The following is a 13,714-nucleotide window of genomic DNA, read 5'->3' as shown; positions in this document are numbered from 1 at the left end:
ATGGCTTGTATGAAAAAAACATTACTCGGCATGTTATTCATGTTAACTTCATCAGTGCTTATGGCAAATACGCCAAGTCAGGCTGAGGATACTCAAGCATCAAATCAAAATAATATTCGTGTAACGACTCGCCCTGAAATTGTGGGCTTATGGGGAATGGAAATTCCAAATAATCGTAAATGCGTTGAATACTATAATTTTAAAAGTAATAGTGATGTTGTGATTAAAAGTGGGGAAGAATGGTCTACGGGAATTTATGATTACCAGCCATCAACCGACAAAAATGTGCAATTACCTGCTTTAATTTTACAGGTCAAATTTGACAATAACCAAGTGGATTGTTCTGGGTCTCAAGAAGATCAGACTGGTGAAATGTCTCAGTATTTTGTGAAATGGCAAAGTCCATCGACCATTAATTTTTGTGCCAATGATAAAGCACAACAATGCTTTGCAACGCTACGTCGTGTATTGCCTTAATTAATTCTTTTATAAATAAAAAACCGCGATGAATCGCGGTTTTTTATTTAAGGATCAAGACAATTATTTATCTTGATTTCCTTCAATTTGCTTTAATAAATGCTTTTCAAGGTAGTGAATATCCATCGCTTGTTCACAGAATTTTTCATCTTGAAGAATCAAATCTTTATGCAATGGAATATTGGTTTTAATACCGGTCAGAATCATTTCATCAAGCGCTTGGCGCATTCGAGCAAGTGATGTTTTACGATCCTTACCGTGTGCGATCAGCTTTGCAATCATCGAGTCATAGTATGGCGGAATGCTATAGCCTTGATAGATATGCGAATCAAGACGAATACCTGCACCACCTGGCACATAAAAATTCTCAATTTTACCTGGTGAAGGCAAGAAGGTCGTTGGATCTTCAGCATTGATACGGCATTCAATCGCATGTCCTTTGACTTCAACTTGATCTTGTTCAATTTCAAGACCTAAGCCACCAGCAATGCGGAGCTGTTGTTCAATAATGTCGATACCTGTCACCATTTCAGTTACAGGGTGCTCAACTTGAACACGTGTATTCATCTCAATAAAGAAGAATTCACCATCTTCAAACAAGAACTCGAATGTACCTGCACCACGGTACTGCATTAATTTACAAGCATTTACGCAAGCTTCTAAAATGTCAGCACGTGCTTGTTCAGGTAAATTTGGCGCTGGCGCTTCTTCTAACACTTTCTGATGGCGACGCTGTAAAGAGCAGTCGCGGTCATAGAGGTGAATCGCGTGGCCATTACCGTCGGCAAGAACTTGGACTTCAACGTGACGAGGTGTTTGTAGGAAACGTTCCATATACACCGTGTCATCACCAAACCACATTTCAGCATCACGCTGTGCGGCTTGAACGGATTCAAGCAGGGTATCGACGCGTTCTACAATACGCATACCACGACCACCACCACCAGAAGCAGCTTTCACGATCAATGGGAAACCAATTTCTTTAGCTTCAGCCAGCGCATTTTGCGGTGTAACCGCATTTGCAGAACCCGGTACGGTTGGAACACCTGCTTTACGCATTGCTGTAATCGCAGAAACTTTGTTACCCATCAAACGGATGTGTTCAGGGCGTGGTCCAATAAAAATGAAACCTGAGTTTTCTACAATTTCAGCAAATTCAGCATTTTCTGATAAGAAGCCATAACCTGGGTGAATGGCATCTGCACCTGAAATTTCAGCTGCTGTAATAATGGCAGGAATATTCAAGTAGCTTTCGCTGCTCGCACCTGGTCCAATACATACTGCTTCGTCTACAAAACGTAGGTGCATTAAGTCTTTGTCGGCATCTGAATAGATCCCTACAGTCTTAATCCCTAAAGTTTTGCAGGCACGGGTGATGCGAAGGGCAATTTCACCACGGTTTGCAATTAAAACTTTTTGCAACATTATAAGTCCCCGTCTATTACGCGCGGTAGCGGAATAATGGTTGACCGAATTGGATCACTTCGCCGTTTTTCACTAAAATTTCTTCAACCACGCCGCTTTGCGTTGCTTCAATCGGGTTCATGATTTTCATTGCTTCGATAATACCAAGTGTTTCACCAGCAGTGATGGTTTGACCGACTTTAACAAATGGCGCTTCACCTGGGCTTGGAGCCGCGTAAAACACACCAACCATTGGAGATGTTTCTACAGCACCACGTGGTGTTTTAGCCGCTGGAGCTTGAGCAATAGGAGCCGCCATAGCAACAGGAGCACCAGCTGCAACAACTGGACTACGACGAGTCAGCGCAATCGATTGATCGCCTTCTTTAACTTCAATCGCTTGTAAGTCAGATTCAATCATCAGGTCGATGAGTTTCTTGATTTTACGAATATCCATGTGACAGTATTCCTAATTATGATTGCGTAGAGGGTTGAATTTTAGTGAGAGCGTAATTGAGCGCAGCGCTATAACCTTGAGCACCTAAGCCACAAATAACGCCAACGGCTTTATCTGATAAATATGAATGATGTCTAAACGCTTCGCGCGCATGAACATTTGATAAATGAACTTCAATAAATGGGATGGCTACACCAAGCAAGGCATCACGAAGAGCAACAGAGGTGTGCGTGAGTGCAGCAGGGTTAATAATAATAAATTGGACGCCATCCGCTTGGGCTTGATGAATACGGTCGACAATGGCGCCTTCCCAATTACTTTGGAAAGTATCGAGAGAAATTGAAGCATTTTCAGCTTGTGCAATGAGTTGCTGATTTATGTCGTTCAGCGTTAGAGAACCATATACTTCTGGTTCGCGCATTCCTAGCAAATTTAGATTCGGTCCATGAATAACCAAAATGGTCGAACTCATTTAGCTTGCTCCATTTATAAATTGCAATAAATCTTTGCAAGATGGCTGCAAAGTTTGCGTATTATGGCATAAAGTTCTACATTTTTTTTATAGTTTGTTTGAATTGACGTAGATGCTTAGTGCCAAACTTCGGCAATATAATGTAAATTTTGCAAGGAATTGGCAATGTTAAAAGATTACAAATTTTCGGATTATTACTCTTTTTTACATTGTAAGCCAAATTGACCAAAAGCAGCAGATTTGTTTCCGTTTTGTGCCACAGGTGCAACTCGAGTCCTGAAAAGAGGTCAACTCAGACTTCTTAGTCGGTAGCTCACTCTACATGAGATCTAGATCATTTCTTATGTAACTAAACTGTATATCAAAATAAAGCTGAAGTTTGATATGGTTTGTATCTGTACATGATCTGATCAATTTATTCCAGCTCTTTTGGTTGGCTTGACGACCATGATCAATTCAGTTGCTAAGCTTTATTGGATCAATACTGAACTTGAAAAATATCACTTTCATTAATTAAAACATCAACTTGTTACGTTAAAATGTAGATGGACGTTTTTGTCTGTTGTTAACGTCTATCTAGCTGATGCCATGATCTTTTAGAAAAAAACTGAAAAACTTGAAACAGTAAGAGGAAAATTCAGGTTTCTAACGGTGCTTTTCAGCATCCTTTTGGTTGAGAAACTTTGCCGTTAAATAAGCATAAGACTGTAGAAAAATTGCTGAGTAGCAGAATGTATTGAAAAAATATCCTCCTATTGCGTCAGGGCTTTTGCTGTGCGAGAAAATTTATAAAAGAAAAGAATTGGCTATTTTGCTCATTTTAACTGGGTAGATTCGGCTATACATGATGGGATCTGGTGAGTTTAGGATTGGCAATAAGTGAAATTCTGAAGATATGATTTTGAAACCATAATAATTTCAGTTTGTTTTATATACAATTTTTGAGTTTTGATGATTTTAAGAGGAAAAATAGAATGAACCAAAGCCAGCATATTTTTAATAATGAGTTTTAAGCATTCCTATCGCTTTCTTTAGATAGGTACGAAAAAAACAGCCCATGTAGGGCTGTTTTGAGTTCAGACCTAGATCATTAAGCAATAAAGTCTAAGATGGCCTGATTGAAGGCTTTGGGCTGTTCGATATTTGAAATATGAGAGGCATCGATTTCAAATAGGGCACTACTTCGGATGTGATTCACCATGTACTGTGCATCTGAGACTGTTGTTACGGGGTCTTTACGCCCTGCAATCACAAGTAAAGGCACTTGAATGCTTTCGAGTTTTTCACGTAAATCCGCTTTAGCCAAAGCTTCACAACAACTCGCATAACCTTCTGGGCTGCCAGCACCTAAGTCGTTTGAAAGCGCTGCTACAGTTGCTGCGTTGCTTTGGATAAAGGGTTCGGTAAACCAACGGCTCGCAGCCGTTGATGCAATGGGTTCTAAACCTTGGGTGCGTACAAGTGATGCGCGATCACTCCATGCCTGTTCATTGCCAATTTTGGCAGAGGTATTACATACAATGGCACGGTGAAAACGTTCAGGTTTATGAATGACTAACCACTGACCTGTAAGTCCGCCCATTGAGATACCGCAAAAAATGGCTTTCTCAATGTTTAAATGATCCAATAAATGTATCAGGTCTAGACCAAGTTGTTCAATATCATAAGGCCCTTTAGGCGAAGAAGACTGGCCATGCCCGCGAGTGTCATAGCAAATCACAAAATAATTTTTCTGGAAAAAAGTAATTTGTGGTTTCCACATGTTGAAGTTTGTGCCCAGCGAGTTTGAAAAAACGATCGCGGAATTTTTGGGGTCACCAAAGGTCTGATAGTGAATTTCGGCATTATTTGAAGTAAAACTTGGCATATGCTTTTCCTTAATTCATTAAAAATTTTGAGTGTTTCCACTGTTGTTATCAGCAGAAATACCATGTCAGATCAGAAGAAGGGTTAAACGCGCTGAATAATCATTGCAATGCCTTGACCGACCCCAATACACATTGAACACAAGGCATAGGTTCCACCCGTTTGTTCTAATTGATTGAGTGCAGTTGTCACCAAACGTGCGCCCGATGCACCCAGTGGATGACCAATTGCAATTGCGCCGCCATTCGGATTCACTTGGGTCGTATCGTCTGCCAGACCTAAATCACGGGTAACGGCCAATGCCTGTGCCGCAAAGGCTTCATTCAGTTCAATCACATCCATCTGCTCGATGCTGAGATTGGCTTGTTTGAGGAGCTTCTTAATCGCAGGTGCAGGTGCAAAGCCCATAATGCGAGGGTCTATACCCACTGCTGTTGAAGCAATAATTTTGGCACGCGGTTTAAGTTGGTACTCTTCAATCGCTTGTTCCGAAGCAATCAGTACAGCAGCCGCACCGTCATTGATGCCTGATGCATTCCCCGCTGTGACGGTGCCTTCTGCTGTCACGACTGGCTTGAGTTTCGCCAAAGCTTCTAATGTGGTCGATGCACGAGGATGTTCATCGGTATCCACCACAATCGGATCATCCTTACGCTGGGGAATATTCACAGGGATGATCTCATGTGTAAAAAAGCCTTGAGCTTGCGCGGTTGCGGTGCGCTGTTGACTCGCCAAGGCAAACTGGTCTTGATCTGCGCGATCAATATTAAATTGTTGTGCTACGTTCTCCGCGGTTTGCGGCATGGTGTCTACACCATACATTGCTTTGAGCTTAGGATTAATGAAACGCCAGCCCATGGTGGTGTCTTCAATCTTCTGGCTACGGCCATAAGCTGTTTCTGATTTGCCCATGACAAAAGGTGCACGCGACATACTTTCGACGCCACCTGCAATGATTAAATCCGCTTCGCCGGCTTTAATCGCACGCGCTGCCATCGCAATCGCATCGAGTGATGAGCCACATAAGCGATTCACAGTCGTGGCAGGAACTTCAATGGGTAAACCTGCAAGCAGTGCAGACATACGACCGACATTCCGGTTGTCTTCACCGGCTTGGTTGGCGCAGCCATAGATCACGTCATCGACTTGGGTCCAATCTACACTGGGATTACGTTGCATTAAGGCTTGAATCGGCACTGCACCCAAGTCATCGGCACGGATCGGAGCGAGTCCACCTGCATAACGTCCGAATGGGGTACGAATAGCGTCAATAATGTAAGCGTTTTTCATGTTTAATCTTGTCCTTTGAAACGGGACTCTGCTGATAGATAACCTGTATCTAGTCACGACGGAGTCTTACCGTGTTCAGTCAAATACCAGTAGCTCGTTCTCGTCACTTTTTTAAAAAAGTGACCAAAAACTTTGTCATCAACAAAACCTGTTCACTCACAGCAATTTTCTACTGCTGTTGCAAAAACAATATTTTTAAAGCGCTCGACAGGTTGTTGATGACTATAAGCTCTAGCAAATTTTTCTGAAATTTACTGTGTCGCATCCACTAAAGTTGCACCTGTCATTGCCTGCAATTCTGCAAAGCTTAGACCGTCGACTTTCTCAATCACTTTTAAGCCGTCTGCGGTGACATCAATCACGCACAGGTCGGTGTAAATACGATCGACACACTTCAAACCTGTCGCTGGGTAGCTCAATTCAGCTACGATCTTCGGTTCACCTTGTTTGGTCACATGGTCGGTGGTGATAAAGACTTTTTTAGCACCAACAGCTAAGTCCATTGCACCACCAACAGCAGGAATCGCATCAGGTGCACCGGTATGCCAATTGGCCAAGTCACCATTGGCTGCCACTTGAAAAGCACCGAGGACTGCAATATCTAAATGACCACCACGCATCATGGCAAAAGAGTCTCCGTGATGGAAAAAGCTACCGCCTTCGAGCATAGTCACATATTCTTTACCTGCGTTGATCAGCTCAGGGTCTTCTTGACCTTTTTCAGGTGGTGGACCAAAAGCCAATAAGCCATTTTCAGAATGTAAGAACACGTCTTTATCTGAAGGAAGATAGCTGGCAATCTTGGTCGGCAAGCCAATCCCAAGATTGACATAAGCGCCATCCGGAATATCTTGTGCCACACGTTCTGCAATTTGGTTACGGCTGAGTTTTTGATAGCTCATGATGTTCTCCCGATTACACAGCAACAGGTTCAGGTTGAACCTGTACCACGTGTTGAACAAAAATACCTGCGGTGATGATGTGTTCAGGGTCTAATTCACCCAAGTCCACCACTTCAGACACTTGTGCAATAGTCACGCCTGCGGCCATGGCCATAATCGGGCCGAAGTTACGTGCTGATTTGCGGTAGACCAAGTTACCCCAACGGTCGCCTTTCTGTGCTTTAATCAGAGCAAAGTCAGCTTTGATTGGATATTCCAGTACATAATCTTTCCCGTCGATGTGACGGGTTTCTTTGCCTTCGGCCAATAAGGTACCGTAACCAGTTGGGGTGAAAACTGCACCGAGTCCCATGCCTGCGGCTTGAATACGACAGGCCAAGTTGCCTTGAGGCACCAGTTCCAATTCGATTTTGCCTGCACGATAGAGTTCATCGAAGACCCAAGAGTCGGACTGACGCGGAAACGAACAGATGACTTTTTTCACGGCACCCGCTTTGAGTAATTTCGCCAGACCATAGTCGCCATTGCCTGCATTGTTACTGACGATGGTAAGGTCTTTAATGCCGAGTTGAATTAAACCATCGATCAGTTCAGCAGGCTGTCCTGCTGTACCAAAACCACCAATCATGATGGTTGAGCCATCCTTTATTTGCGAAAGTGCTTCTGTTAAAGAAGCTGAACTTTTATCAATCATAATGTTGTCCTAGGCACAGCGTACCTATTAACTTTTAGAACTTGGATTGGAGCTTGGAGTTGAAGCTAAAGCCGAAACTTCAGGACTACGTTTGGTTAAAATCAAGTGCGCAGTTAAACCAATAACGATGCCCCAAAAAACGGAACTTAGACCTAAAAAATGCATACCTGATGCTGTAGCTAAAAAGGTAATGAGTGCGGAATCTCGTTGATATTCATCTTTCATGGCTACAGCAATATTGGTTGAAATCGCGCCCAATAAGGCCAAGCCAGCCAATGCGGCAACAAGCTCTTTTGGCAGTAAGCTGAAGAGCAGAACGATACTACCTGCAAACAAACCACCTAAAATATAGAAAATGCCGTTAGCAACGCCTGCGATATAACGCTTTTCTTTTAACTCATGCGCATCTTTGCCCATACACAGTGCAGCGGTAATGGACGCCAAAACAATGGTGATACCGCCGACACATGCAACAGCTAAAGACACAATACTGGTGGTCGTAATAATTGGCTTGGCAGGCATGTCATAACCACTCAGTTTCATGATGGCCATGCCTGGTAGAAACTGTCCTGTCAGGCTGACTAAGATCAAAGGCAGGGCAAGGTTTAAGGTTGAGTGCCAAGTCCATTCAGGGCTAATGAACTGAGGAATAGCAAGTTGGAAATCTAAGCTCACCGCATTCATTTCACCAAGCCCAAAGCTCAAGGCCACACCTGAAAGCAGTACCCAAAGCATGCTATAACGTGGTGAAATTCGTTTTGCGACTAAAAAGACAAACAGCATGCTAAACACAATAATCGGCATACTGTTAGTTACGCTAAACAGACCTAAACCAAACTGAAATAGAATACCTGCCATCATCCCAGCAGCCACCGACTGCGGAATCCATTTCAACAATTTATCGAAGTAACCACTGATTCCGATCAGGAAAATCACCAAGGCTGAGGTAATATAAGCGGCTACAGCTTCATTCAGGCTAATATTCGGGAACAGCGTGACCAACAAAGCCGTACCTGGCGCAGACCATGCTGTAATCACAGGGACTTTAAACTTAATGGAAAGAAAGATCCCTGCCACGGCTGCTCCAATAGAAATACCCCAAATCCATGAAATCATCATGGTCGGGGAAACCTGAGCTTGTTGCGCAGCCTGAAAAAAGATAATGAGTGGCCCTGAATAGGAAATCAGCACGGCCAAAAATCCTGCAACAGTGGCTGAAATAGACCAATCTTCTTTCAAAGTTTTAAACAGGGTAGCCATTCATTTGCCTCCATGCAGACATGATCCTGTATATAAAAGTAATGTAACGATCAATTAGCCTTGATCGCCACCGCCGACAGGAACAACTGTACCTGTCATATATGACGAATCATCTGAAGCAAGGAATACAATCGCATTCACTTGTTCCTGAATCGTGCCATAACGGTTCATAAAACTACGATCAATGGTTTGATCGACCACTTGTTGCATCCACGACTTTTCATTTTCAGATAGTGGATTTGCATTACGCGGCACTTTACGCGGCGGTGCTTCGGTTCCACCCGTAGCAACTGCATTCACTCGGATCCCATCTTTAGCATGCTCAAAAGCAAGTGATGCAGTAAGGGCATTGACCCCACCTTTGGAAGCCGAATAGGGCACACGGTTGATACCACGAGTCGCTATAGAAGACACATTTACAATCGTACCTTTCTGATTTTTAATCATTTCAGGTAAAACAGCGCGACAACACCACAGCGTTGGGAATAATGAGCGATTGACTTCTTTGATAATTTCTTCTTCAGAAAACTCTTCAAAAGGTTTCATCCAAATTGCACCGCCGACGTTATTGATGAGCACATCGACACGGCCATAGACTTCAAGTGCTTTGTCTACAGCACTTTGAGCACCTGCGAAGGTTTCAAGGTTGGCTTTGACTGTTATTGCATCACCTTCTTTTGCTTCAATTTCTGCTAATGTTTCATCGACATAGTCAGATAAGTCAGCTAAAACAACTTGCGCACCTTCATTAGCCACTTGGAGGGCAACACCGCGACCAATGCCTTGAGCGGCACCAGTCACAATCACGACTTTGTTTAAAAATCTTTGACGATCAGACATGATAAGTGGCCCCAATCAGTTTGCAGAGAATTTTTCAAACAGGAAGTTTGCAGGTTTTACACCTTCGCTATCTAACCAACCACGAACGGCATCAACCATAGGGACAGGACCACAAAGGTAGACATCAACATCACCGCCATTGAGCCATTCATTGTCGATGTGACCCGTCACATAACCTTTACGCGCATGTGCAGAGTCTGGACTTGCAACCACAGTACGGTATTCAAACCATGGCAGTTTAGCTTGGAGGGCATTGAGCTGTTCTAAAGCAACTAAGTCGAAGTCATTGGTCACGCCAAAGACTAAACGGACAGGGTGTTCAGCGCCTTTTTCTTCTAAAATCTGTAGCATAGACATAAAAGGGGCAATACCTGTACCGCCCGCAAGCATAACAACAGGACGAACCACATTACGCAGGTAAAAGCTACCAAATGGACCAGTAAAAGTCATTTTGTCGCCCGCTTTGGCAGTACCACTTAAAAAGCTACTCATTTTGCCATTCGGCACATTACGTACCACAAAGCCCGTTAAACGGTTGCCCGGTTTCGAGCTAAATGAATAGGAACGAGTTTCTGCTGTCTCTGGAATGCCGACGTTGACATATTGACCAGCAAGGAAGTGAATATCAGGTTGACCTTCATCGAGTTGAATATCAAAAGTAATGGTCGACTCTGATAGGTTTTCAACAGCGACTAAAGTGCCTTGGTACTGGTGAATTTCGGTTTTGCAGACTTCAGATGAAGCTTGAATTTGGAACACTGCATCCGAGCTTGGACGGCATTGGCAAGCCAAAATATAGCCTTGTTCCGCTTCTTCTGGTGTTAACGCATCTTCAATATACGTCTCTTCAGGCATGTCATAACTACCAGATTCGCAAAAAGCGCGGCAAGTCCCACATGCACCATCACGGCAATCTAGCGGAATGTTAATTTTTTGGCGGTAAGCGGCATCTGATAAGGACTCACCTTGAGTCACTGTAATAAAACGCGTTACGCCATCTTCAAATTGAAGTGCAACATTGTGGTTTGACATGGCTGAATATCCTTTAAAAACGTTGAAACTTGGAACTCTCAGCCAAAACTCCATTTGGCTGAAAGCATACTAAGGATGTGTGGCTAATTTAGAGGTGATAAACATCAATCACTTGGTTGATGTAATCGTTTTTCAGAACCACGTATTTACTTAAAATTTGTGGTTTTTCACCTGAAAAATCAATTTCATAACGTGACATCCCAAAGTAGCTATAACTGGTTTTGTAGCGGAAGCTCAGCGTATTCCAGTTAAAACGGACGGTAACTTTATCGCCATCACGCTCAATCACTTCGATATTGTTCACATTGTGACAAGTACGTGTGTCTGGCATGGTCGCAGAAGAGCGTTCAGTTTTAATGCGGAACACACGGTCTTCTAAACCTTGGCGGTCTGGGTAGTAAATCAGTGAAATTTCAGACTGCGGATCTGTAGTCAAGGTATCGTCGTCATCCCATGCAGGCATCCAAAATGATGCAGAAGGGGCATAACATGCAAGCCAATCATCCCATTGCTCATCATCTAAAAAGCGCGCTTCTTGATATAGAAACTGACTGATTTGTTCGATGCTAACGGTATTTAGTGTTGTAGGAGCATTCATGCCACTTCTCCTTGTTCATTTGCGGTTTCAACAGCCAGTGCTTTTTCATTGGCTATTGCAATTTTCATCATGTCTAACCAGTGTTGGTGCTGTGCAAGGTAGAGGCCCTCATCTTCAGTTTTTACACCTGAAAGTTTTGGTTTTAGACCAATTTCATTAGCAGCATCATCTGGGCCATGAATCCAATGTTTTGAACCGCGGCACATATCATTCCATTCCAGTTCAATGCCTGCGTAGCCCGCTTGGCATGCACGGAATTCTTCTAAATCATCGGGTGTAGCCATACCTGAGGCATTGAAGAAGTCTTCATATTGGCGAATACGGCGCGTACGTGCTTCCGCGTTTTCACCTACAGGCGCGATACAATAAATGGTGACTTCAGTTTTATTGACTGAAATTGGGCGAAGTACGCGAATTTGTGAGCCGAATTGATCCATCAAATAAACGTTTGGATAAAGACATAAGTTGCGTGAGCGCTCAATCATCCACTTCGACATTGCTTCACCAAATTTTTCAGAGTATTCGTCGGCTTTCGGAAAGTTTGGACGGTCTTCTGGATTCGCCCACTGTGTCCAAAGCAGCATGTGACCATTGTCAAAACCGTATGAACCACCGCCTTGTTTGCCCCAACCGCCTGCACTCATGGCACGGATGTTGTCACCCGCTTGTTTTTCTTTACGTTGTTGAGTGGTCGCTGCATAGTTCCAGTGCACCGCAGAAACGTGATAACCATCTGCACCATTTTCTGCAGTGAGTTTCCAGTTGCCTTCATAAGTGTAGGTAGATGCGCCACGTAAAACTTCAAGACCTTGTTCAGACTGATCCACAATCATGTCAATGATTTTGCTGGTTTCGCCTAAGTATTCCTCTAAAGAGGGAACATCTGGATTTAAGCTACCAAACAAGAAACCTTTATAGTTGCCAAAACGTGCAACTTTTTTCAGATCATGTGAACCTTCATGGTTAAAACAGTCTGAATAACCTGCATCTGCTGGATCTTTAACTTTTAAAAGCTTGCCTGAGTTGTTAAATGTCCAACCATGGAAAGGGCATGTATAAGTTGCTTTATTGCCACGTTTATTACGACAAAGCTGTGCACCACGGTGTGAACAGGCATTGATCATGGCATTGAGTTCACCATTACGGTTACGTGCAATCAGAATAGGCTGACGGCCAATATACGTCGTGTAATAGTCATTGTTATTTGGAATTTGGCTTTCGTGTGCCAAGTAAACCCAGTTACCCTCGAAGATATACTTCATTTCTAGGTCAAAAAGGGCTTGATCAGTAAAAACTGAACGATGAAGTTTGAATTCGCCTGTTTCAAAGTTGTCGACAAGTAATTCGTCGATACGATCGAGATGGCTAGTATTAATAACTGGGATACGTGGCATGTCCGTTCTCCGACTTTCCAAAAGTGAGGAAGTCCCCGAAATGCGACTTTGCAGTGGCTATTTCGGTTCCAAGGGTAATTAAGCGCTAGCGCGACGACGTTCAACTTCAGTTGATGGTGCAGCCGCTTGGTCTTTCACCAGTTCAACATTGAATTGAATGTGTTTGAATGGACCAGTTAAACCACGGCGCGCAATTTCGGCTTCATCGGTAATGTCGACAGCGGTAGCCACTAAGCCTTCACGTGTTGCAAATGCAAAGTCATCCCACAGGTATTGGTCACCCTCAATGTTAAATTGGGTGGTTAACTTACGGTAGCCTGGTGCAGATACGAAGTAATGCACGTGCGAAGGGCGGTTACCGTGACGGCCTAACTTGTTCAATACAAATTGAGTTGTCCCTTCTGGTGGGCAACCATAACCGACAGGCATCGTGGTGAGAGCAACGTATTTGCCATCTTGGTCGCTAATGATTGAACGACGTAGATTGAAGTCTGATTGTGACTTATCGAAGAAAGAGTAGTTGCCTAAGCTATTGGCATGCCACACTTCAACTTTTGCACCTTCAATAATCTGACCATCAGTGTCAGTCACTGTCCCTTCAATAATTAAAGTCGGAATTTTGCCTTCTTCAGAACCATCATCCATACGCGCAAAACCAACCGATTCAGGTGCGCCAGCTACATATAAAGGACCTTCGATGGTACGTGGTGTTCCGCCTGTAATGCCTGCTTTGGCATCGGCTTCGTCTGCACGTAAGTCGAGGTAGTGCTCAAGACCAAGTCCGGCCGCAAGTAAACCGAGTTCATTGGCTTGGCCTGCATCCGTAAAGTATTCAAGACCTTTCCAAACTTCAGTTTGGCTCAAATCTAAGTCTTCAATCGCTTGGAATAAGTCACCCAATAGGCGAACCACAATTTGTTGAGTACGCGCGTCTACAGAACCTGTTGCTGTATCCACATTCATTGCTTTGACTAATGCATCAATCTGTTGACGATTCATACTATTGCTCCTTAAGTATGTTTGCTGTG

Annotated in this window: 14 protein-coding genes; 1 reads left to right on the top strand and 13 read right to left on the bottom strand. The window is 43.5% G+C overall.

Features of this window, described 5'->3' with window-relative positions; translation table 11 throughout:
* The first annotated feature begins 60 nt into the window (after nucleotides 1–60).
* Entirely contained in the window at nucleotides 61–477 is a 417-nt protein-coding gene (locus tag HUK62_RS09060; protein WP_227555158.1) for a hypothetical protein, read from the top strand.
* Between the two features lie 63 nt (nucleotides 478–540).
* Here the strand turns inward: HUK62_RS09060 and accC are convergent, their stop codons facing one another.
* The 13 genes from accC to catA form a co-directional block, all read right to left on the bottom strand.
* Complete coding sequence (gene accC, locus HUK62_RS09055) at nucleotides 541–1,902, bottom strand: acetyl-CoA carboxylase biotin carboxylase subunit (RefSeq protein WP_005399493.1); 1,362 nt, start codon at nucleotides 1,900–1,902, stop codon at nucleotides 541–543.
* Nucleotides 1,903–1,918: 16 nt separating this feature from the next.
* Nucleotides 1,919–2,338 carry an acetyl-CoA carboxylase biotin carboxyl carrier protein gene (gene accB / locus HUK62_RS09050; RefSeq protein WP_176537684.1) on the bottom strand — a complete coding sequence of 140 codons (420 nt, stop codon included), beginning with the start codon at nucleotides 2,336–2,338 and terminating at the stop codon, nucleotides 1,919–1,921.
* Nucleotides 2,339–2,354: 16 nt separating this feature from the next.
* Nucleotides 2,355–2,810 (bottom strand): type II 3-dehydroquinate dehydratase, encoded by a 456-nt coding sequence (aroQ, locus tag HUK62_RS09045; RefSeq protein ID WP_176537683.1) that lies wholly within the window; start codon nucleotides 2,808–2,810, stop codon nucleotides 2,355–2,357.
* A gap of 1,090 nt (nucleotides 2,811–3,900) precedes the next feature.
* Nucleotides 3,901–4,677, bottom strand: a complete 777-nt coding sequence (pcaD, locus tag HUK62_RS09040) for a 3-oxoadipate enol-lactonase (protein ID WP_176537682.1) — start codon at nucleotides 4,675–4,677, stop codon at nucleotides 3,901–3,903.
* An 83-nt stretch (nucleotides 4,678–4,760) separates the two neighbouring features.
* On the bottom strand, nucleotides 4,761–5,966 hold the full coding sequence (gene pcaF / locus HUK62_RS09035) for a 3-oxoadipyl-CoA thiolase (RefSeq protein ID WP_176537681.1): 1,206 nt from the start codon (nucleotides 5,964–5,966) through the stop codon (nucleotides 4,761–4,763).
* Nucleotides 5,967–6,217: 251 nt separating this feature from the next.
* Entirely contained in the window at nucleotides 6,218–6,868 is a 651-nt protein-coding gene (locus HUK62_RS09030; RefSeq protein WP_176537680.1) for a 3-oxoacid CoA-transferase subunit B, read from the bottom strand.
* A gap of 13 nt (nucleotides 6,869–6,881) precedes the next feature.
* A complete protein-coding gene (locus HUK62_RS09025) occupies nucleotides 6,882–7,562 on the bottom strand; it encodes a 3-oxoacid CoA-transferase subunit A (protein ID WP_176537679.1) in 681 nt (226 codons plus the stop codon).
* 27 nt (nucleotides 7,563–7,589) lie between these two features.
* The gene (gene benE, locus HUK62_RS09020; RefSeq protein WP_176537678.1) at nucleotides 7,590–8,822 is read right to left on the bottom strand and encodes a benzoate/H(+) symporter BenE; all 1,233 of its coding nucleotides are present in this window, start codon (nucleotides 8,820–8,822) and stop codon (nucleotides 7,590–7,592) included.
* Between the two features lie 54 nt (nucleotides 8,823–8,876).
* Nucleotides 8,877–9,662, bottom strand: coding sequence for a benzoate diol dehydrogenase BenD (gene benD, locus HUK62_RS09015; RefSeq protein WP_176537677.1), 786 nt, complete (start codon nucleotides 9,660–9,662; stop codon nucleotides 8,877–8,879).
* Nucleotides 9,663–9,677: 15 nt separating this feature from the next.
* A complete protein-coding gene (gene benC, locus HUK62_RS09010) occupies nucleotides 9,678–10,694 on the bottom strand; it encodes a benzoate 1,2-dioxygenase electron transfer component BenC (RefSeq protein WP_176537676.1) in 1,017 nt (338 codons plus the stop codon).
* A gap of 88 nt (nucleotides 10,695–10,782) precedes the next feature.
* Nucleotides 10,783–11,292 (bottom strand): benzoate 1,2-dioxygenase small subunit, encoded by a 510-nt coding sequence (benB, locus tag HUK62_RS09005; RefSeq protein ID WP_004979732.1) that lies wholly within the window; start codon nucleotides 11,290–11,292, stop codon nucleotides 10,783–10,785.
* Complete coding sequence (gene benA / locus HUK62_RS09000; protein ID WP_176537675.1) at nucleotides 11,289–12,686, bottom strand: benzoate 1,2-dioxygenase large subunit; 1,398 nt, start codon at nucleotides 12,684–12,686, stop codon at nucleotides 11,289–11,291. The genes benB and benA overlap by 4 nt, the downstream gene beginning before the upstream one ends.
* A 78-nt stretch (nucleotides 12,687–12,764) precedes the next feature.
* Complete coding sequence (gene catA / locus HUK62_RS08995) at nucleotides 12,765–13,685, bottom strand: catechol 1,2-dioxygenase (protein WP_176537674.1); 921 nt, start codon at nucleotides 13,683–13,685, stop codon at nucleotides 12,765–12,767.
* Nucleotides 13,686–13,714 lie beyond the last annotated feature (29 nt).

The sequence above is a fragment of the Acinetobacter sp. NEB 394 genome, assembly GCF_013374795.1.
GTDB lineage: Bacteria > Pseudomonadota > Gammaproteobacteria > Pseudomonadales > Moraxellaceae > Acinetobacter > Acinetobacter johnsonii.
Note: the sequence above shows the minus strand (reverse complement) of the source record. Positions and strands in the feature narration are given on the sequence as shown.